Origin of the sequence: Bacillus sp. FSL R9-9497, from assembly GCF_038005805.1 — a bacterium.
GTDB classification, from domain to species: domain Bacteria; phylum Bacillota; class Bacilli; order Bacillales; family Bacillaceae_G; genus Bacillus_A; species Bacillus_A cereus.
Genome location: NZ_JBBOTY010000001.1, coordinates 757,811 through 778,515 on the forward strand (window position 1 = coordinate 757,811; position 20,705 = coordinate 778,515).

Genomic DNA, 20,705 nt, shown 5'->3' on the forward strand with positions numbered 1-20,705 from the left:
AAATAAAAAACAGGGAAATGATGTTGAAAATCCTGTTTTTAAAATGTGGAACCGGTTTTAATTTTATTATAGAGCGCCTTTATATTTTGTCAACGCTTTCTTGGATTTTTAATGTATAACGAGAGTGTAATATTTTTTGTATAGTTTTGTTTTCAACAAGCTGTGAAAGAGAAGTGGCAGCAAGCTTTCCAGCATACTCATAGTCAAACGCAATTGTCGTTAAACTAGGGTGTACCATTTCTGAAATATCATATCCACCGAATCCTGTTACAGAAATATCACCTGGTACAGAAAGGGAGTGGGAGTGAATGACTTTCATTGCGCCAAGAGCGATGTTATCTGTAGCACATACGATAAGAGTGGGGCGATTATTATCTAAAATATGTTGTACTTGTTTCATGGCATCTTCTATGCGGAAAGTTGTTTCGTAATATGAAACGTTGCAAGTTGGTTCTAAATTTTCAATTGCTTTTTGAAAACCATTTTTTCGATTTATTCCAACAGAAATATCATCTTTTCCTATCCCTAAATAGGCAATATGTCGATGGCCTTGTGATAAAACGTATGCCCCTAACTCATACGCTGCATCATAATCATCGTGAACGAGGCAATATTGATTTTTATATTCTTGCCCGACGAATAAAATAGGGATGTTTGAATTAGCCATAATTTTTTGATGTTCATTCGTTAATGTTTTTGTTAATAAAATAATGCCAGCTACCTTTTGTTTTATAAAGTTTTCAATTGCTTGTATTTCAGTTTCGGTTGTTTGATTTGCATTTGCTACAAGCATTTGATAGTTATTTTCCTGTAATGTTTTATCGATCCCGATAAGTGTTTTCATTGTAGCGAAGGAGTCTAATCGGGGGATGATGACACCAATTAAATTTGTTGTTTTTGCTTTTAAACTTTGAGCAAATGTATTGGGAGAGAAATTTGTTTCCTGAATAATACCTTCGATTTTAAGTTTTGTTTTATCACTTACATATCCGCCGTTTAAGTAACGAGAGACTGTGCTTTTTGCAACTCCAGCCAATTTGGCGATATCTGCAATTGTTTTAGCCATAGTATTTCACCTTCGTATTCATAAAAATGTTAACTTTATTATAGGGAGAATTAGAGATGACGTAAACAAGAAGAGGGAAAGAAAAAACCACCTCACGTATATGAGGTGGAATAATTGTTAATATTTAGGCTTAAATGTATGACAACAAGTCTCTACACTCGTTGCTACAGAACTTTCTAGTGTCTCGTTTGTTAAAACAGCAGCTGTATATGAATCATTTTCAGTTTGACCAGTTTCATCTGCATCAGGCTGAACGATGATCGCACTTGCTTGACAAAAGTTACCTTGTCCCCAAAAAGAACAGTTGGAAACAGAACATCTTACTTCTGGCATAAAACCCCCTCCTTATACATTAGTGTGGGATTTTACACCCATTTCATGTGTAGAAGGAGTTTCCTTTTCTCGTTACTTTTTCGTTTGCTCAAGCCATTCTTTTAATTTATCTTTCGGCTGTTCACCGCTAATACGGCTCACTTCTTTGCCATCTTTAAAATGAATGATTGTTGGTGTTCCTTGAATTTTATATTCATCCCAAGGAGCATCTAATTTTTCAATATCCATAACTTTCATATCAACGTTTAAGTCTTTAGCCATTGGCACTAGGACAGGAGATAATTTTTGGCAATGAACGCAGGATGTTTGATAAAAGTATACTGTTTCTTCTTTTTTCTCTTTTAAGTTCTTTTGAAGATCTGAAAGAGAAATTTTATTTGTGTAGTAGTCAGGACCGTTTGTCTTACTTTCAGTAGGATTATCAATCTTTTGGCTAGTAGCATTTTTTTCTTCCATTTGTGTGACCGCGAAAATTGCTACGAACAAGGCGATAATAATACCACCAAATATAAGCATTTTTTTCATTCTTTCATCTCCTTATTTGTTTTTGATGACAATAAAGCTACAAACAGCGATTGTAATAAAGCCGATAAGTGCTAAAAACGGGATTGTAATAAAACCAAACCAGTTTATAAATTCTCCGGTGCAGGGTACACGACCGCAAGCTGCTCCAGCAGCTGAAAACGCTGGGACTTTTTGAATTGCATAGTGATATAAAGAAATACAAGCACCAATACTTGCAATTGGTAAAGAATAACTTGCGATGCGATAATCTTTTTTTGCTACAGCGATACCGAGCCATAAAACGAATGGATACATAAAAATACGTTGATACCAACAAAGAACACAAGGCTCAAATTTCATGATTTCGGAAAAGTACAGACTTCCTAGTGTAGCGATAAAAGAAGCTCCCCATGCGGTAAGTAAAGCATATTCTTGCTTTTTTTCTCGTCCCATATTTTATACCTCTCTTATAATAGTTACATACTAAATTATAGTATGAAGTGGTATGGAAAAGAAAGAAAAAATATGTTTATCAATAAAAGTTTTATAAGAGGGAACTTTTATTAGTATTAATATTAATAAAAGCGCTACCCTCCTAAAGAGAATAGCGCTATATTTTACATTTGAATTTGTTCTACTTTTTCTACATGCGACTTTTGGGATGCGTGGTCAATATATTGAAATAGGAGCTGCAATTGTTTATCAACTTCTGGTAGTTCTTTACTGTATTGATAAGCGTGTAAAAAATGCTCAATACGCTTAGAAAATAATTGATCGTTCGTTTGAACCATGAGAACGAGTAATTTATCCCAATTACAGCAATACGTGTAATAGAGAGCTTTATCATAGTCGTTATATGTTTGCACTGTATACCCTCCTTACCGAGAGTTATATATAGTGTGTGATAAGTAAGGGGAAATACACTTGAAAGAATTTGTTAAGAAAAAAAGTGAATGAAAAGAAAAAACGAGGAGTTTCCTCGTTTTTTAAGCTTTTGGCATTGGCGTAGGTGTTGGTTTGCCATAGCCTTCCTTGTATTTATTATCGATATAGTTGCGAATTTCAAGCGTTGATTTTCCTTTTTGTTTCATGGAAGCAGATTCAACTGCGATTTCTAGGCAATTGACGCAAGTCGTTGCGTGGGAATCCCAAACAACTTCACCATTCTTTTTAATTTCACGGATAAAGCAGTTTTTATTATTTTTATGTCCTACACTTTCACCGCAACCACAATAGCATGGAATCCAATCTAATAGCTCTGCATTTTGTCCAGCGACGGTGTAGATATCTTTCATTTGTGGATCAAGCTTATCTAGGAAGGTTGGAAGTGTGTCGATTCCTTTTGTTTTCTCTTGAATGTCAGCTTGCTGAGTGTGCGATGCGTGGTCATGTTCTTCTTGTTTTGATTCAGAAGATTTTTGGTCATTTGTACCTGTACTTCCGCATCCAGCAAGAATTAAGCTTAGTACTGCAAGTAAAGAAAATACATACTTTTTCATTCGCTTGTCCCCTTTACAAATGTATTAATCAAATTGTATCAGACTAAGGGACACCTAGGGAGAAGTTTTTTTTGAACGATTTTTGAAGTGCCATCTTAGTGAATGAAACAAAAATAAAATCGGGATATAAGCGTATACAATATATAAACCCGCTTGAGATAGTACGGTATTTAATGTATTGATACTTTCACGGTTTGTGAAAAACAGAGAAGCTGAAAATATGATGAAAATAAAAAACGGTAATGTAAATTTAAATGAAATATGAAAGGAACGCTTCATCGTTTGACATGATGACCAAATGGTTAAGCAAAGGTTTGGTAAAATAATTAAAAACCAAACGAAAATAATAATATATTCAAAGCGCTGAATAAAAGGAACTTTAATTATTTTTAACATCGTTAAAGTAGGCCAAATAGTACGGTTTAATTGTCCCTCGCTATAATACATAAAAGATACGATAGCTAAAATCACATAAATTAAAGTGCTAAAAGCAATTCCAGCATGGGCCCATCGCTTTAAAGATTTTCCTTTTTCAATAAAGGGATAAAAGATAAGAATTGTTTCAAATCCCAGAAATTCCAATGCGGAGTGTTTTGCAGATATAAGCATGTCAAAAGGTGAATGCGTAAAAATAGGTAAAATATTACGAAAATGTGCATACTTCATCGGATAGATTAAAAAGAACACAACGAAAATAGGCAGCACAATACCCCAAAAGCATATCCCTGTCACAGAGCGAAAGCCGCCTTTTATAATGTAGTAAGTGACTAATAAAAACATAAGCGTAAGTTTCCATAACTTAATGGTAGGGAAAATCCAAACTTGTATTACTTCCATATATGTCCGAAGAACAGTAAGGCAAAATAATAAGCAATAAAGAGTGAAAATTACAGAAAATATAGAGCCAACCCATTTTCCAAAAGTTGTTGTATGAATGCTAATTAAATCTCCGTCTTTTTCAAGCATTTTTAACATACAAAATAGTACAATATGAGTTGCAATCCCCGCAATAATAAGAGAAATCCAAGCATCATAACCTGCATTTTTCAAAATTACACGTTGATATCCGAGAATTCCTATGCCGATTTGGAGAGAATGCAATAAAATAAATGCAAAATATGGAGAGACAGTTTTTGTCTTATTCATTGTATTCATTGCTCATTTCACCTCACTATTCTCCGATTCCAGATTGTACAATATTAAGATCTAAATTTATATCTACCGCTACATTTTTATACATATTTCGAATTTGTTTTATATTCCATTTTCTCGTATGGCTTCTAATTTCATCTCGTATTCCTAACGGATCAATTTCCTTTTCTTGAAATTGTTTTATTAAATCTTCACAGTCTTTTTCGACATTTCGTTCAATTTGTTTTTTTATATAATTGATATTTGTTTTTTTTCTTAGATCAATCCAATTAGGAGAGTTTTTAATTAATCCATTTAATTTTAAATTGATTTTTACTTTTGGTATGTCGCCAGTTTGATCTATATCATACTTATTTTCTCCGGCTAAGTTTTGTATAACAACCATACCTTTATGCTTATCCTTTTTTATTGCTGCTTCGTAACGTCCATTTTTCGTAGGATTAATAAGTAATTTTGCTAAAACAGAATGTCTTTTATCCGTATACATGACGACTTTATCGCCTTTTAAAAAGGCAAGTCCTTTGACAGCGACGGAATGATTATCGTCCATTTTAATATAAGGAACATAGGCATCACATACAGAAGAGTAATAATTATATAAAAAAATGTTTAATTCAGTTTGTGGAATGTTCTCATTTCTTATATTTTGCTCGAGTAAATCAGCAATATATAAAGACCCATTTTTTTTTCCGTAATTTAAAAGCTCTTCAGCCGATCCATCTACAATTGCTAGTTGTACATCACGCCCGATATTTGGGTCACGTTGTAAGTTAGTAATAATCTCTCCCATTCCGCGTTCTCCTAGAGCCTTTCCAAATAGGACGACACGCATTTGACCTACAACAACATTGTGAGGAGATTTCGCATTCAATCGTGAAGCAATTGTTTCAAGTGAACGGGCAGATGTTGTTTGAGTCTCTGGCTTAGACTTTACACCATGTGTGTACTCTGGGAACAGAATAGTTCCTTGGAATCCTTTGTTTTTTGTGATGTCAAATCCAGCAATATGAATAATACGCTGTGCATCCACTATATACGTTTGTGTACAGCCAGTTTGTAAAACGAAGAAGATAATGATAAGGTGCAATAAAATTTTCTTCATTCATTCTCACCATCACGTTTTTGCTTCGATTTGTTTGGATTGTAGCGCCATTTTGATTTTGGTCTAAGAAAAGAAGGTCTTTGAGCCGTTTGGCTAAATGGTAATCGAAGAAAACCTTCTGCTGTACCTAAACCACGAAATGGATATAAAGGTAATAAATAAGGTGATCCAAGTGATTTTAATTTAATTAAATGAGCTAAAATAAATACAAATCCGACAGCGAGGCCTAATCCTCCGAATGCACCAGCTAAAAGAATAAGCGGAAAGCGTAACAACCGGATAGTAGAAGACATCTTTACAGTCGGTGTTGTGAAAGATGCAAGGGCGGATAAAGCAACTGCAATTAATAAAATTGTACTTGTTAAAGCTGCTTCAACAGATGCTTGTCCAATTACAATCCCCCCAACAATCCCAATCGTTTGTCCGACTTTTGTCGGTAAACGCGCTCCAGCTTCACGAAGCAATTCAATTGTAATTTCTAAAAAGAGTGCTTCTAGAATAGGAGGGAAAGGTACGTTAGCTCTCGAGAAAATAATAGGACCTAGTAAATCGGCAGGAATCATTTGATAATGATATGTTAAAGCCGCTGTATAAATAGCGGAGGAAAAAAGAGAAAATATAGCTCCGAAAAAACGAATAATACGAAAGAACGATCCAATCATCCACGGTAAATAATAATCTTCTGGTGAAATGAAAAAATCCAGTAACGTTGTTGGTCCTGATAAAGCATATGGAGAGCCATCTGTTAAAATTAAAACTTCCCCGTTAATTAATGCAAATACAGCTCGATCTAATCGTTCTGTAGGTAATAGAACAGGAAAAGGTGAATTGCTATTATCACTAATAAATTGCTCAATCATAGTTGAATCAAATGGGACATCAAAGTCAATGTCTTCTAGCCGTTGAAGTGCGGTGTTGACAAATTGTTCATTTGTAATTCCTTCTATATAAGCAACTGCTACTTTCGTTTTTGATATAGATCCGACGGTAACTTCTTTAAAAATGAGTTGCTCCGTTACGATATTTCGGCGTAATAAGTGGATATTTGTATCAAGGTTTTCAACGAAACCGATTTTAGGCCCGATTACGCTATACTCATTTTCTGTATCGTTATATAATCGTTTTCCTAAAACAGTACTTTCGGCACGAATTAAAGCATATTGATCAGGATTCGAATTGTTTTTTAAGCGTATTAAAATATATCCACCTAATAATTTTTCACGAATATCATCAATAGAAGGGGAGGTAATAATGTCTTCAATAGAGATGATATTACATAAATCAGAGATGTTTTGGATTTGTTCCGATTCCTTTTTTATAGGAGTTAAAATGAATTGTTTAATAATAAGTGCTTCCACGACAGATTTATAATAAAATAAGCACAACGTTTCATCTTTAAGTATGTTATAAGAGACAAAATCGCTTGATTCTTTCATGGTTTGTATAAATTCTGGGATAGAACAAAGTGTTTTTGTATTAGTCTTTTTTGATTTCTTAGATGATAAACCGAACATTTTCTCACCCCTAACTTACATCATTTACTTGTGTTAGTTTTTGGGAAAGACGGGAATTTATACTTAAAAATTGAAAGTTCATAAAGAAAAGGAAGAGTGGTGAATGGCTCTTCCTTTTTAGCATTTTAATTTGTTTTTTGTTCTTTAATAGACTTCACTAATTTCATCATTTCCGCTCGTATATCTTCTCTTTTTACATTTAATTTTTCGGCAATTTGTTTAATGTCCATTCCATCTTTTTTCATTTTTAATACATCATCAAGAGGGGTATTGCTTTTTTGAGAGATGATTGTTAACACAGTAAGATGACGCAATTTGATGTTATATTCTTTCATTTTTTGCTTTAGCTGATCCGGTGTGGATTTTTGCATAGTTGCTAACTGTTGTAGCAGTGCTTGCTTTGTTTCTTTACTCATATGATGCTTTTTCAGCTTACTTGGATCTACACCGAAATGCTCGGCTGTTTTCTCCCAAGATTTATTTTGCTTATAGTAAGATAAAACATCTTTTATTTCTTGTTTACTGATTCTTGCAATGTGAGCAGCTTTCCAAATTTCATGTTTGTTATAGCCGAGCTTTTCTAGCGACTGCATTTCTTCTTCTGAAATTGGTTTATGGTGATGCATTGTTACTTCTTTCGGTGTGGCAGCGGAAGCCGGGAAGATAATTGCTCCGCATAATAATGCTGTCATAGTCATACTTACCGCGATTTTTTTGTACATGTAAACTCCTCCTAGATGGATAGTGTGGAAAACTGTACACATATCATTTCCATAAAATGTGAAATACTTGTGAACAAGTTAAGTTTTTTTATTCACAGCATGGAATGACGTTTTTAGAAGTTTTCCAACATAAAACATTGATTAATAGTAAAAAACTAAGGTATAATCGAAATTGAAAATCAATATCAATAATGAAGATAAAATTATACATATAGATAAAAATAAGGGAGAGATAAATATGACTACATATACTTCCATCGCTAATGTGATTAAAGAAAGGCGCTCTGTTCGTACATTTACAGACAAAGCAGTAGAAAAAGATCTATTAATTGAACTATTAAACGATGCAACATGGGCACCAAATCATAAGCACCGTGAACCATGGAATTGTAAACTATACATCGGAGAAGGCCGCAAGAAATTAGTAGATGCAGTATTAAACTCTTTCACAGAAGAAGAAAGAGCGAAACGCGGTAAAATTTTATCAGATCGTTTCTTAAACACGCCTGCACAAATCGTTGTATATATAAATGAAGATCCGCGTCAAATTCAACGTGATGAAGATTACGCTGCAACATGTGCATTTATGCAAAACTTCCAACTTCTTGCTTGGGAACGCGGATTAGGTTGCGTTTGGAAATCAGGCGGATTAAACTACAATCCATTATTTATAGAAGGAATCGGTTTAACAAGAGGTCAACGTATCGTTGGAATTCTTCACCTGGGCTATTTCGATAAAGCGCCAGAAGGAAAAGCTCGTACTCCGATTACGGAGAAGATGGAGATTATTGAAGGTTAATAGATGAGACATTCTCGTTTTTGCGGGGGTGTCTTTTTATTATGCAATCAATCCTCATGAAAGCTTGTTCTTCATCATACACTTTCTTAAGGGAAAGTGTAAGGAGGGAAAATAATGAGAGCAAGTGACGATAAAGCACTGCAATATGCGATTGCGGAAATTACGGAAATTGCGACTGGATTTGGGCTTGATTTTTATCCGATGCGTTATGAAGTATGTCCAGCGGAAATTATTTATACATTCGGTGCATATGGGATGCCGACGAGGTTTTCACATTGGAGTTTTGGAAAACAGTTTTTCAGAATGAAATTACAATACGATTTAGGTCTTAGTAAAATATACGAACTCGTTATTAACTCTGATCCATGTTACGCCTTTTTATTAGATACGAATTCTTTAATTCAAAATAAATTAATTGTAGCGCACGTTTTAGCGCACTGTGATTTCTTCAAAAATAATATTCGTTTCTCTAATACGAAACGCGATATGGTGGAGAGTATGGCAGCGACAGCAGATCGTGTGAAGGCGTATGAACATAAGTATGGAAGAGAAGAGGTAGAAACGTTCTTGGATGCAGTACTTGCCATTCAAGAACATATTGATCCATCGCTTATGCGTCCGAAACTTGCTTGGAGTATTGGAGATTTAGAAGAGGATGTAGAAAAGAAGAAGATATCACAGTACGATGATTTATGGAATTTAGATGATCGAAACAAAAAGAGGGAACGACCTAATATGCATAAAAAGAAGAAAATCCCACCGCAGCCAGAAAAAGATTTACTCCTCTTTATTGAAGAATATAGCCGTGAGCTAGAAGAGTGGCAGCGCGACATATTAACGATGATGCGCGAGGAAATGTTATATTTCTGGCCACAGCTTGAAACGAAGATTATGAATGAAGGCTGGGCTTCCTTCTGGCATCAACGCATACTCCGTGAAATGGACTTAACATCTTCTGAAGCGATTGAATTTGCAAAGCTTAATGCAGGTGTAGTTCAACCATCAAAAACAAGCATTAACCCATACTACCTCGGTATTAAAATGTTTGAAGATATAGAGGAGCGCTACAACAACCCGACAGAAGAAATGAAACGACGCGGTGTAAAACCAGGATCTGGTCGAGACAAAATTTTTGAAGTACGTGAAATTGAGTGGGACGTATCGTTCTTAAGAAACTACTTAAATAAAGATCTTGTTATGCGAGAAGATATGTACTTATTCCAGCGCCAAGGAAAAGAATATAAAGTAATAGATAAAGAATGGGAGAATGTGCGTGATCAACTCGTAAATATGCGGACAAATGGTGGGTTCCCGTACTTAGTAGTAGAAGATGGAGACTACTTAAAGAACGGAGAATTATACATTAAACATAGTTACGAAGGAATCGAGCTCGATTTAAAATACTTAGAAAAAGTACTGCCATATCTTCATCAATTATGGGGAAGAACGGTGCATATGGAGTCCATTGTGGAGAGTAAGGGCGTTGTGTTTTCTTATGATGGGAAGATGGTGCATCGGAAGTATGTGTGAGGGGAAGAACGGACATAGGATACTGTGTTCGTTCTTTTTTATTTAAAATAGGAAAAATATGCCATTCTTGAAAAAAGGGAGTTATATAGAGAAATGGAGCGATTAAAATGAGCAAAGTAGGGGTATGCAAGGTTGATATTACGCCGCCTGTAGGTATTGATTTTGTCGGATATCATAGAGAGACAGGAATAAATAATATTGAAGAGCGTATTTATGGGACAGTTTTTGTATTTGAAAAAGATGAAATGAAAACTGTGTTTATAAGTATTGATAATATTGGAATGTTAGTAGAAGATACGAATATGATTCGTGAGCGAGTAGCAAGTAGGCTTCATGTTCCATTTGAGCGAATAACAGTTGTTTATACACATACCCACTCTGGTCCAGAAACGGTCGGTGATAATTCGCTCGTACAGTCGTATAAAACGATTTTAGTAAATAATGTGGTGCAAGGTGCTGTTACTGCTAATAAAAACTTGAAGCGATGTGAAGTTGGCTGGAGTGTTACGACAGGTGATATTGGGGTCAATTGAAGAGAGAGAACATCTGATGGAAAAGCGAAGATGGGAACAAATATAGATGGTGTTGTAGATAAACGAATTGGTATGTTAGCAATAAGAGATGCTGAAACGAAGGAGTTATCTGGGGTTTTAGTATTTTGTACTGCGCATCCGAATGTTTTAAAAGGTGATAGCGATGTATTATCAGCAGATTATCCTGGAATGACGAGAGAGATTCTTGAGAAAATCGTAAACTGTCCTGTTATTATTGTGCAAGGAGCTGCTGGTAATGTAAATGCAAAGTATCGCGGTTCAAGTGAAGCGTTAAAACAAATGGCTTACATACTTAGTGGACATATATTAACGATGTTGCCAGCAGTTACATATAGCCCAATTTTAAATTTAAGGACAGTTTCAAGTACGGTGCAAATGAAGTTGAATGATATTCCTGAAATTGATGAGATACGAAGCATGGCTCGATTAGCTGAGAAGCAGTGGGGCGTAAATACGGAAGAATGGCTTACTATCGTTTTAGAGAAATATAGGCAAGGTATTCGGCGGTTAAGTATTGATTTAGAAGTGCAACTGTTTCAAGTTAATGATGGTATGTTTTCAGGTATACCGATGGAACCTTTTTCAGAAACTGCCTTAGAAATGAAAGAGAGCCTTCAAAATGAATTGGCTTTCTTTGGTGGATATATGAACGGATATCTTGGTTATTTACCGACAAAAGACGAATATGCATATGGCGGATATGAAGTAGAATTAAGTCCTATTGTGTATGGAACAGTTACAAATTTGTTAATGCCACCGGGAGAGAATACTGCGGAGTTGATTGTGAAAAAGGTTATGGATTTATGTAATATGGTGAAACTTTAATGAGACAGATTTTTGAACGCAGAGTAAAGAATATGACTAATTGTGTGATTTTGTTAAGTCAACGTAATTAATAATGATTATCATTATTAATTACGTTGACTTTTAAAAAAGAAAAACTAGAATTTATAAAGGGATCTTCAATTGTTCGCTATCATTTGTATAGGAGGTAAGTTATGTTGTATAGCTTTATTTCTATAAGATGTAGGTTGGCTCTTTATAGTTTTGGTGTTCTTTTTATCTTTTTTTGTATAGTATTTTTGGTGAATCAGAAGGTGTATGCAGAAGATGTACCGTGGACATCAGTTTCAAATGAGGGAGAACGTGTACTTTTTCAAGAACAATCTTTGTATAGTAATGATCGAAGGGGAGAAGATCTTGTTTCACCTTCATTTGAAGGGCGTAAACATGGTGGGGAAGATTGGGGATACTTATTAAGAGACAGTAATTTTAATTATCCATCTAATATCCTTACACATTCTATAATAGGAAGAGATGATCGAATTAGAGTTACTGATACAACTTTGTATCCTTATAGGGCTATAGTACACATAGTAATTCAATTTAATGGACAAGAGGTTTATGGGTGTACAGGAGCGCTAATTAGTAAAGATACAGTATTTACAGCTGGGCACTGTGTTTACAATAAAAAGCTTGGTGGATGGGCAAAAAATGTTATTGTGACTCCTGGTAGAAATGGAAACCAAGCACCGTATTTGCCTTATAGTTGGACAAAGCTTTATTCAGTAAGTGGATGGACTGATGATGGAGATTCGGAATTTGATTATGGAGCCATTAAATTAAATGGATCTCCTGGAGATTATACAGGGTGGTTAGGATATAGAACTACTAATGTAGAGTCTCCAAAGGGGTTACTCGCAGTAGTTCCAGGGTATCCGTGTGATAAAGTAGGAAATGAAAAATATACTATGTGGACAGATTATGGACCAATTGAAGGCACTAGTCCTAGAATTTTAACATATAGGATGGACACTTATGGATGTCAAAGTGGAGCACCCGTATATCATGACTATTCTCGCACGGGTGTAACAATAATAGCTACCCATACAGTAGGAAGTAATTCTTGGAATTCTGGAAACCGGGTGACAGACGATGTTTTTAATAATCTTAAAAAATGGTCTGAATAAATATAATAAGCTTTTATGGATTTTATGTTGTGTACTGGTCATAATCATAATGTCTAGTTCTATAGCAAATAATGAAAAGAAGTTTAGTAAGGTTGTTAATTCTGTAACTTTTCACGTAAAAAATAAAGAAAAACAGCCAATAAAAGATTTTGAAATTATACTTATGAAAGACGAATCACCTGAACCCAGTAAAGAAATTGGGATCTCAATAGGGAAAACAGACGAAGAAGGAAAAGTTATTTGGAGGAATGTGAGAACGGGAAAATATATCGTATTTTTGCCAAATAACGAGATACAGATGGTTATGATTAATGATAGAGGTGCAACGAAAAAAATAAATATATCATTGTAGAAAAAGAGTCCATTGGGATTCGTTTTCTCAGGTTGTGGCATTAAAGAATTTTACGTGGAATGGATCTAACCTTATGTGAAGAAGCTATTGATTTTGAAAATTTAAATACAGGTGTATTTAAATTTTCAAAACACGTATTTATACATTGGTTTAATCGTACAGAAAGTTATAGAACTATACGTAAAAGAACTTGGAGATATCTAAGTTCTTTTTTATCTCGCTATTTGCCGGGCAGTAAGACCCCCACCTCAAAATTCAGCGGAAGCAAAGAAGTTAGGTGGGGGATTAACTGTCCGTAAAAGCCCGATTGGTGAGGGATGATTAAAGTTTCACTTTATTTGTTTCAAATTTGTGAAAGAAAGACATATTGATTGAAATTAAATTTTTTATACTCTATCATATACCCATACAGGTATAGGTTTTTGTTTAATGCATGAGGAAATCAAATAATAAATAACATGGAGGTTTGAAATATGTCTAGAAAAATTGTAGTAGTAGGTGGAGTTGCCGGCGGGGCATCAGTAGCTGCAAGGCTTCGTCGTTTAAGCGAAGAAGATGAAATTATTATGGTGGAGCGTGGTGAATATATTTCATTTGCAAATTGTGGCTTACCATACTATATTGGCGGTGTCATTACAGAAAGAGAAAAGTTATTAGTACAAACTGTTGAAAGGATGTCAAAGCGTTTTAATTTAGATATACGTGTATTGAGTGAAGTGGTAAAGATAAATAAAGAAGAGAAAACAATTACGATAAAGAATGTAACTACAAATGAAACATATAACGAGGAATATGATACTTTAATTCTTTCACCAGGGGCAAAACCAATTGTTCCACCTATTCCAGGTATTGAAGAAGCGAAGGCGTTGTTTACGTTACGAAATGTACCTGATACAGATCGTATTAAAGCGTACATTGATGAGAAGAAACCACATCATGCGACGGTTATTGGTGGCGGATTTATTGGAGTAGAAATGGTTGAAAACTTAAGAGAACGAGGAATTGATGTTACTCTTGTAGAGATGGCAAATCAAGTAATGCCACCAATTGATTATGAAATGGCAGCATATGTGCATGAGCATATGAAAAAGCACAATGTTGAGCTTGTTTTAGAAGATGGTGTAGATGCATTAGAAGAGCACGGGACTGTTGTACGTTTAAAAAGTGGTTCAATCATAAAGACAGATATGATTATTTTAGCAATTGGTGTGCAACCAGAGAGCAGTTTAGCGAAGGATGCAGAGTTAGCACTAGGAGTTAGAGGAACGATAAAGGTAGATGAGAGTTTTCAAACGTCGGACCCGCACATATATGCAATTGGTGATGCGATTGAAGTAAAGGATTTTGTTACAGAAACAGAAACGATGATTCCGTTAGCGTGGCCAGCTAATCGTCAAGGTCGCATGTTAGCAGATATTATTCATGGTCATACAGATTCTTTATATAAAGGTACGCTGGGAACTTCTGTAGCTAAAGTTTTTGATTTAACAGTTGCTGCGACGGGAGTAAATGAGAAAATATTAAAACGATTAAATATACCCTATGAGGTAGTACATGTACAGGCGAATTCGCATGCCGGATATTATCCGAATGCGACGCCAGTGTTAATAAAATTAATTTTTAATAAAGAAAGCGGAAAAATTTATGGGGCGCAGGCGTTAGGGCGTGAGGGTGTAGATAAGCGTATTGATGTTATTGCAACGGCAATGAAGGCAAACTTAACCGTAATTGATTTGCCAGATTTAGAATTATCATATGCCCCGCCTTATTCTTCTGCAAAAGACCCAGTAAACATGGTGGGGTATGCGGCAAGTAATATAGTAGATGGTTTTGTGGACACAGTACAATGGCATGAGGTAGATCGTATTGTTGAAAATGGTGGATATCTTATTGATGTTCGAGAGCCTAATGAACTCAAACAAGGAATGATTAAAGGTTCTATTAATATCCCCTTAGATGAGTTACGTGATCGTTTGGATGAAGTACCGGTAGATAAAGAAATATATATTACCTGTCAACTTGGTATGAGAGGTTATGTCGCAGCGCGCATGTTAATGGAAAAAGGATATAAGGTAAAGAATGTAGATGGTGGCTTTAAATTGTATGGGACAGTATTACCAGAACGTGTTGCGTATTAATATTTTTTCATCTTCCACTTCAAAATTTAGTGGAAGATGAAAGCTTACGTATTAAGGTTTCACTTTTTGTTTTGTGAACATATAAGATAAACATTAAAAATAGGGGTTTACAAAATACCCTATAGGGTATAATATATTGTCATAGGTTATAAATAGTGACATAATGGTAATGAGGTGATTATAGAATGGAATATAATCAAGATATGAAAAATAGATTGAAACGTATTGAAGGTCAAGTTCGTGGTGTGCTTCGTATGATGGAAGAAGGAAAAGATTGCCGAGAGGTTATTACACAGTTAACGGCATCTCGTTCTGCACTTGATCGTACAATTGGACTTGTTGTTGGAACGAATCTAGAGCAATGTTTGCGTGAGCAGTTTGAAAGCGGTAATGGTTCAAATGAAGAGTTAATTAAAGAAGCTGTTCAATTACTTGTAAAAAGCCGATAATCTGTCAAACATAAGTGTTGACAGATTTTCAAAAACATTTTAATATACCCCTACAGGTATATGTATATAAATTATGGAGGAATCGACTATGAGTATAAAAGTGGATATGAGTTTAGATTGTAAAGGTTTGGCCTGTCCGATGCCGATTGTGAAGACGAAGAAGGCGATGGAAGGTTTGACATCAGGGCAAGTGATTGAAGTTCAGGCAACAGATAAAGGGTCTACTGTAGATATACAAAGTTGGGCGAGTAAAGTAGGTCATCAGTACATCGGGACGAAACACGAAGGTGATCTATTGATGCATTACGTTAGAAAAGCACACGAGCATGAAGTGAATGAAGTAGTGAAATATCCTCATACAATTACGAATTCGGAATTGGAAGAGATAGTATTAAGTGGTGAAGAGTGTATTGTAGTAGATGTTCGTGAAGCGGCGGAATTCGCTTTTGGTCATATTCCATCGGCTGTTTCCGTGCCGTTAGGAGAATTAGACAGTGCAGCGTTAGATCAGAAGAAGCAAATTTATGTTGTTTGCCGAACTGGTAACCGTAGTGATGTAGCTTGCCACATGTTGAAAGAGAAAGGTTATGCAAATGTGAAAAATGTCATTCCAGGCATGTTAGAGTGGCAAGGCAATGTGGAAAAATAAAATTTTTTAAATAAAAATATACCTATGGGGGTAATGAGATGAACGTTAAACCGTTACAAGCAAAAGATGTTGCAGAGAAAGTTTTATTCGGAAAGTTATTTATTTTAGATGTTCGTAATGAGGCGGATTATGAAGATTGGAAAATTGAAGGAAAAGAAGTTACTTCAATGAATGTGCCGTACTTTGATTTATTAGAGGGTGTAGATCATATTGTAAGTGAACTACCTAAAGATAAAGATGTTTTAGTAGTATGCGCAAAAGAAGGGTCTTCTATATTTGTGGCAGAGCAATTAACAGAGGCTGGATTAGAAAATGTTTATTATTTATCTGGTGGTATGAAGGCTTGGAGTGAATATATAAAGCCTATAAAAGTTGGAGATTTAAAAGATGGCGGAAGTATGTATCAGTTTAACCGTCTTGGAAAAGGTTGCTTATCTTATATGGTCGTTTCAAACGGTGAAGCAGCAATTATTGATGCAGTAAGAACAGTTGAAGCGTACGAAGAGTTTGCGAAAGAGCATGGTGTTACGATTACGAATGTAATGGATACACATTTACATGCAGACCATATTTCTGGCGGACGTAAGTTAGCGGAAAAAGTAGGTGGTACGTATTGGTTGCCGCCAAAAGATGCGGAGGAAGTTGTGTTCTCATATAAACCACTTGTTGAAGGATCTGTTATTACGGTGGGGGGTACTAAAATTGAAATTGACGCATTATACTCACCGGGGCATACGATTGGAAGTACGTCATTTATTGTAGATGATTCCTATTTATTATCAGGCGATATTTTATTTGTAGATTCAATTGGGCGTCCAGACCTTGCTGGGAAAGCTGAAGATTGGGTAAGTGATTTACGTACTACTTTGTATAGCCGATATAAAGAAATATCTCAAAACTTAGTTGTGTTACCGGCTCATTATTCAAAAATAAGTGAAATGGACGAGAGTGGCATTGTTAGTGCTAAATTAAAAGATTTATTTGCGTATAATGCAGGATTAAATATTGAGGATGAGGGAGAGTTTCGTAAAGTTGTAACAGAGAATTTACCACCTCAACCGAATGCATATCAAGAGATTCGTCAAACAAATATGGGGCGATTAAATCCAAGTCAAGACGAAGAGCGTGAAATGGAGATTGGTCCAAACCGTTGTGCTGTTCATAATTAATTCGGTTTCAAATGAAATAAAAATAGGAGGTATATAAGATGAAGGTGAAAGAAGTATTAGATGTAAAAGGATTAGCATGTCCAATGCCAATTGTGAAAACAAAGAAGGCGATGGAAGCATTACAATCGGGGGAAGTGTTAGAAGTACACTTAACAGATAAAGGTGCGATTAAAGATATTCCAGCATGGTCACAAAAAGGCGGTCATGAAGTGTTAAAGCATACAGAAGAAGACGGCGAATTAAAGTTCTGGATTAAGAAAGCATAGCAGTTCAATTATGTTTTATATAGTTATATCTCTACTAGTATGGATGCTAGGAATTTTAGTAAAACGTTACATTCCGGTTTTAAACGTTGCATATATTTCGTTAGAACAAGTAAGGGAAATGGAAAGTGTTGTTGTAGATGTACGCAATTATACAGAGAGTCACAGTGATAACACTTCTAGAATTATGTGTATACCGTATGCGTATTTAAAACGGTATTATCATGAAATACCAAATAAGCCTTTGCATCTTATTGTTCATAATAAAGTGGATCGGAATTTAAGTGTTCGTTTTTTAAGAAAGAAAGGGTTCCATATTCAAAGCTATAGTATATATTTGGACGGGAAAAAAGCACAAAAGGAGTTTAAATAGTTTTATGGATGTAAAGACAATATTAAATGTAATCTTAATTGTACTTGTATCATGGTTTATTATTTCTCGCTTCTTACCAGTTAGAGGAGTAAAAAACATTTCAGGAAAAGATTTAAAACGGATGATGGGGCAAAAGAATAAACAATTTATCGATGTACGTACAGTAGGTGAGTATAGAGGGAATCATATGAAAGGGTTTCAGAATATCCCATTAAATGAGTTAGCTAGTAAAGCAAATCAATTAGATAAAAATAAGGAAGTAATCGTTATTTGTCAGAGCGGGATGAGAAGTAAGCAAGCAGCAAAGGTATTAAAGAAATTAGGATTTCAGCACGTTATCAATGTTTCAGGCGGTATGAATGGTTTGTGAGGAGGAACTTTAAAATGAAAGAAATGACAGTAAAAGAATTAGAAGAAAAATTGTTACGTAAAGAAGCAGTCAATATCGTAGACGTACGTGAAGTAGAAGAAGTTGCCGAGGGGAAAATCCCAGAAGCATGTAATATTCCACTAGGGCTATTAGAGTTTCGTATGCATGAGTTGGATAAAAAGAAAGAATATATTATCGTTTGTCGTTCTGGCGGAAGAAGTGCACGAGCAGTTCAGTTTTTAGAAGGTTACGGTTTTCGAGTGGTTAATATGGTAGGTGGTATGTTAGCTTGGGAAGGTAAAGTAGAATAGAGCGAACATAAACGATTTTTTGTAAATTTTAAAATACCCCTATAGGTAATTCGGAGGAGAAAAAACATGGAACAGAAGAAAACAACAATCGTTTTATTTAGCGGAGATTATGATAAAGCAATGGCTGCTTATATTATTGCAAATGGTGCAGCGGCGTATGATCAAGAGGTAACTATTTTTCATACTTTTTGGGGATTAAATGCTTTAAGGAAAGATGAGCATGTGAAGGTAAAGAAAACTTTCATCGAAAAAGTATTTGGAAAGATGATGCCACGCGGTGCGGATAAGATGGGATTATCAAAAATGAATTTTGCAGGTATGGGACCAAAGATGATTAAAGGTATTATGAAAAAACATAATGCGATGCCTTTACCAGATTTAATCGATTTGGCGAAAGAACAGGGGATTAAACTTGTCGCTTGTCAAATGACAGTAGATTTATTAGGGTTAAAAGAGGAAGAGATTATGGAAGGGGTAGAGTTTGCAGGAGTAGGAGCTTATTTAGCAGATGCTTCGGATGGAAATGTAAACTTATTCATTTAATTCATCTTCTTTCTAGAAGGGAGGGGATGTAAGATGAGCTTAGTCGTATTACTTTTTATAATTGGATTTATAGGATCGTTTATATCAGGAATGGTTGGAATTGGCGGTGCGATTATTAATTATCCGATGATCTTATACATTCCGGTATTGCTAGGATTTTCCGGCTATACATCACATGAAGTGAGCGGTATTACAGCGGTGCAAGTATTCTTTGCAACTTTTGCAGGGGCATGGGCCTATCGGAAAAGTAATGATATGGATAAAACGCTAGTTGTATATATGGGAGCTAGTATATTAATAGGAAGTTTCATAGGAAGTTTTGGTGCTAACGTATTAGCGGAACATACGGTCAATGTTGTTTATGCAGCTTTAGCCACAATTGCTGCTATTATGATGTTTGTACCGAAGAAAAATAATAGCGGAGCAGTTCATTATAATAAATGGTTAGCAAGTTTGTTAGCATTTATTGTAGGAGGTGTTTCCGGTATTATTGGGGCTGGCGGTGCATTTCTTTTAGTTCCTATTATGCTAGTTATTTTAAAATTGCCGTTACGTACAACAATAGCAACATCTATCGCTATTACGTTTATTTCCTCAATAGGGATTACGACTGGAAAAGTGATAACTGGGCAAGTAGTTGTAATTCCAGCTCTTATTATTGCGATTGCAAGTATCTTTGCTGCGCCGCTTGGAGCGCGAGTTGGGAAGAAAATCAATCAAAAAGCGCTGCAATATATGTTATCGATTTTGATTGTAGGTACAGCTATTAAGATGTGGATTGATATGATATCGAAGTAAAAGGATGGCGCTGCTTGCAGCCCATCCTTTTATTTACGCCCAAATCACTTTCATTAAGTTTTTATATTCGTCATTCGCTAATTTATATAGCATTCTCGTATGTTCAAAGACAAGTGCTGGATTAAAGTTTGGTTCTGAGAATGCAAGAGATGTTGAAATATCAATTGCATTTTGCTTATTTAATGTGAATTTTGCAAAGCGATAAGATGTATTTAATTCATTAATGAGATGTAAAATATCATTTGTTGATGTTGCATCAGGCACGTGAGCAACATTGAAGCAGTATATATCCACCGTAGGATGTTCGTTTTGGAAAGCAGCGATAAGTTGAATTTTTGCGCCAGCTTCTGTCTCTAATCCTACTGAAAAATGAACAGAGCCATCATTTTCATCTATATTTTCTTCCATGTATATATCGTTGGATTTTAAGTAGTCTTTAAAATCTGAGATGTTATGTTTTACTGCAGCTTTCATATGTATGAGCCCCCTGATAATTGGAATAGATTGCTACTATTTATTATAATTTAAAAATATTGAAAAAGATA

25 protein-coding genes and 1 pseudogene are annotated in these 20,705 nt (G+C 35.2%); 15 read left to right on the forward strand and 11 right to left on the reverse strand.

The genetic code is table 11. From position 1 onward, the window contains the following. Positions 1-79: 79 nt before the first annotated feature. The 10 genes from MKY21_RS03925 to MKY21_RS03970 all read right to left on the reverse strand — a co-directional run bounded on the left by MKY21_RS03925 (position 80) and on the right by MKY21_RS03970 (position 7,892). Entirely contained in the window at positions 80-1,066 is a 987-nt protein-coding gene (locus tag MKY21_RS03925; RefSeq protein ID WP_341075472.1) for a LacI family DNA-binding transcriptional regulator, read from the reverse strand. Between the two features lie 117 nt (positions 1,067-1,183). Continuing rightward, the gene (locus tag MKY21_RS03930; RefSeq protein ID WP_001115481.1) at positions 1,184-1,399 is read right to left on the reverse strand and encodes a DUF1540 domain-containing protein; all 216 of its coding nucleotides are present in this window, start codon (positions 1,397-1,399) and stop codon (positions 1,184-1,186) included. 72 nt (positions 1,400-1,471) lie between these two features. After that, the gene (locus tag MKY21_RS03935; RefSeq protein WP_000738450.1) at positions 1,472-1,924 is read right to left on the reverse strand and encodes a thioredoxin family protein; all 453 of its coding nucleotides are present in this window, start codon (positions 1,922-1,924) and stop codon (positions 1,472-1,474) included. Positions 1,925-1,936: 12 nt separating this feature from the next. Continuing rightward, complete coding sequence (locus MKY21_RS03940) at positions 1,937-2,356, reverse strand: disulfide formation protein C (protein ID WP_000532264.1); 420 nt, start codon at positions 2,354-2,356, stop codon at positions 1,937-1,939. Positions 2,357-2,520: 164 nt separating this feature from the next. Then, positions 2,521-2,769, reverse strand: a complete 249-nt coding sequence (locus MKY21_RS03945) for a YhdB family protein (RefSeq protein WP_341075475.1) — start codon at positions 2,767-2,769, stop codon at positions 2,521-2,523. Positions 2,770-2,889: 120 nt separating this feature from the next. Further along, on the reverse strand, positions 2,890-3,402 hold the full coding sequence (locus tag MKY21_RS03950; protein WP_000761028.1) for a PCYCGC domain-containing protein: 513 nt from the start codon (positions 3,400-3,402) through the stop codon (positions 2,890-2,892). Positions 3,403-3,456: 54 nt separating this feature from the next. Then, positions 3,457-4,557, reverse strand: coding sequence for a GerAB/ArcD/ProY family transporter (locus tag MKY21_RS03955; protein WP_001095036.1), 1,101 nt, complete (start codon positions 4,555-4,557; stop codon positions 3,457-3,459). A 16-nt stretch (positions 4,558-4,573) separates the two neighbouring features. Beyond that, on the reverse strand, positions 4,574-5,656 hold the full coding sequence (locus MKY21_RS03960) for a Ger(x)C family spore germination protein (RefSeq protein WP_000722243.1): 1,083 nt from the start codon (positions 5,654-5,656) through the stop codon (positions 4,574-4,576). Then, on the reverse strand, positions 5,653-7,170 hold the full coding sequence (locus MKY21_RS03965; protein ID WP_000467493.1) for a spore germination protein: 1,518 nt from the start codon (positions 7,168-7,170) through the stop codon (positions 5,653-5,655). The genes MKY21_RS03960 and MKY21_RS03965 overlap by 4 nt, the downstream gene beginning before the upstream one ends. Positions 7,171-7,295: 125 nt before the next feature. Then, positions 7,296-7,892, reverse strand: a complete 597-nt coding sequence (locus MKY21_RS03970) for a hypothetical protein (RefSeq protein ID WP_000276998.1) — start codon at positions 7,890-7,892, stop codon at positions 7,296-7,298. A gap of 238 nt (positions 7,893-8,130) precedes the next feature. Between MKY21_RS03970 and MKY21_RS03975 the strand changes: the two genes are divergently transcribed. The 15 genes and pseudogenes from MKY21_RS03975 to MKY21_RS04045 all read left to right on the forward strand — a co-directional run bounded on the left by MKY21_RS03975 (position 8,131) and on the right by MKY21_RS04045 (position 20,160). After that, on the forward strand, positions 8,131-8,691 hold the full coding sequence (locus tag MKY21_RS03975; protein WP_000214816.1) for a nitroreductase family protein: 561 nt from the start codon (positions 8,131-8,133) through the stop codon (positions 8,689-8,691). A 114-nt stretch (positions 8,692-8,805) separates the two neighbouring features. Beyond that, positions 8,806-10,221 carry a stage V sporulation protein SpoVR gene (gene spoVR, locus MKY21_RS03980; protein WP_001202724.1) on the forward strand — a complete coding sequence of 472 codons (1,416 nt, stop codon included), beginning with the start codon at positions 8,806-8,808 and terminating at the stop codon, positions 10,219-10,221. A gap of 107 nt (positions 10,222-10,328) precedes the next feature. Then, positions 10,329-11,600, forward strand: a pseudogene (locus MKY21_RS03985) (neutral/alkaline non-lysosomal ceramidase N-terminal domain-containing protein). 173 nt (positions 11,601-11,773) lie between these two features. Beyond that, complete coding sequence (locus tag MKY21_RS03990; RefSeq protein WP_000966972.1) at positions 11,774-12,745, forward strand: trypsin-like serine peptidase; 972 nt, start codon at positions 11,774-11,776, stop codon at positions 12,743-12,745. Next, positions 12,711-13,097, forward strand: a complete 387-nt coding sequence (locus tag MKY21_RS03995; protein ID WP_000478585.1) for a DUF2606 family protein — start codon at positions 12,711-12,713, stop codon at positions 13,095-13,097. Before MKY21_RS03990 ends, MKY21_RS03995 begins: the two co-directional genes overlap by 35 nt. A 473-nt stretch (positions 13,098-13,570) precedes the next feature. Then, complete coding sequence (gene cdr, locus MKY21_RS04000) at positions 13,571-15,235, forward strand: CoA-disulfide reductase (protein ID WP_341075481.1); 1,665 nt, start codon at positions 13,571-13,573, stop codon at positions 15,233-15,235. A gap of 185 nt (positions 15,236-15,420) precedes the next feature. Next, positions 15,421-15,684 (forward strand): metal-sensitive transcriptional regulator, encoded by a 264-nt coding sequence (locus MKY21_RS04005; RefSeq protein ID WP_000456206.1) that lies wholly within the window; start codon positions 15,421-15,423, stop codon positions 15,682-15,684. An 88-nt stretch (positions 15,685-15,772) separates the two neighbouring features. Beyond that, a complete protein-coding gene (locus MKY21_RS04010; protein ID WP_341075483.1) occupies positions 15,773-16,333 on the forward strand; it encodes a sulfurtransferase TusA family protein in 561 nt (186 codons plus the stop codon). Between the two features lie 38 nt (positions 16,334-16,371). Continuing rightward, on the forward strand, positions 16,372-17,502 hold the full coding sequence (locus MKY21_RS04015; RefSeq protein ID WP_044796319.1) for an MBL fold metallo-hydrolase: 1,131 nt from the start codon (positions 16,372-16,374) through the stop codon (positions 17,500-17,502). Between the two features lie 38 nt (positions 17,503-17,540). Further along, a complete protein-coding gene (locus MKY21_RS04020) occupies positions 17,541-17,768 on the forward strand; it encodes a sulfurtransferase TusA family protein (protein ID WP_044796320.1) in 228 nt (75 codons plus the stop codon). A gap of 10 nt (positions 17,769-17,778) precedes the next feature. Next, on the forward strand, positions 17,779-18,138 hold the full coding sequence (locus tag MKY21_RS04025) for a hypothetical protein (RefSeq protein ID WP_044796322.1): 360 nt from the start codon (positions 17,779-17,781) through the stop codon (positions 18,136-18,138). A gap of 4 nt (positions 18,139-18,142) precedes the next feature. Next, entirely contained in the window at positions 18,143-18,508 is a 366-nt protein-coding gene (locus tag MKY21_RS04030) for a rhodanese-like domain-containing protein (RefSeq protein WP_000382694.1), read from the forward strand. Positions 18,509-18,522: 14 nt separating this feature from the next. Continuing rightward, a complete protein-coding gene (locus MKY21_RS04035) occupies positions 18,523-18,819 on the forward strand; it encodes a rhodanese-like domain-containing protein (protein WP_044796323.1) in 297 nt (98 codons plus the stop codon). A gap of 66 nt (positions 18,820-18,885) precedes the next feature. Then, positions 18,886-19,362, forward strand: coding sequence for a DsrE/DsrF/DrsH-like family protein (locus tag MKY21_RS04040; protein ID WP_000435815.1), 477 nt, complete (start codon positions 18,886-18,888; stop codon positions 19,360-19,362). A gap of 33 nt (positions 19,363-19,395) precedes the next feature. Then, complete coding sequence (locus MKY21_RS04045) at positions 19,396-20,160, forward strand: sulfite exporter TauE/SafE family protein (protein WP_000060713.1); 765 nt, start codon at positions 19,396-19,398, stop codon at positions 20,158-20,160. 33 nt (positions 20,161-20,193) lie between these two features. On the opposite strand, the gene MKY21_RS04050 is transcribed toward MKY21_RS04045, so the two are convergent. Continuing rightward, entirely contained in the window at positions 20,194-20,634 is a 441-nt protein-coding gene (locus MKY21_RS04050; RefSeq protein WP_000642360.1) for a YbjN domain-containing protein, read from the reverse strand. Positions 20,635-20,705 lie beyond the last annotated feature (71 nt).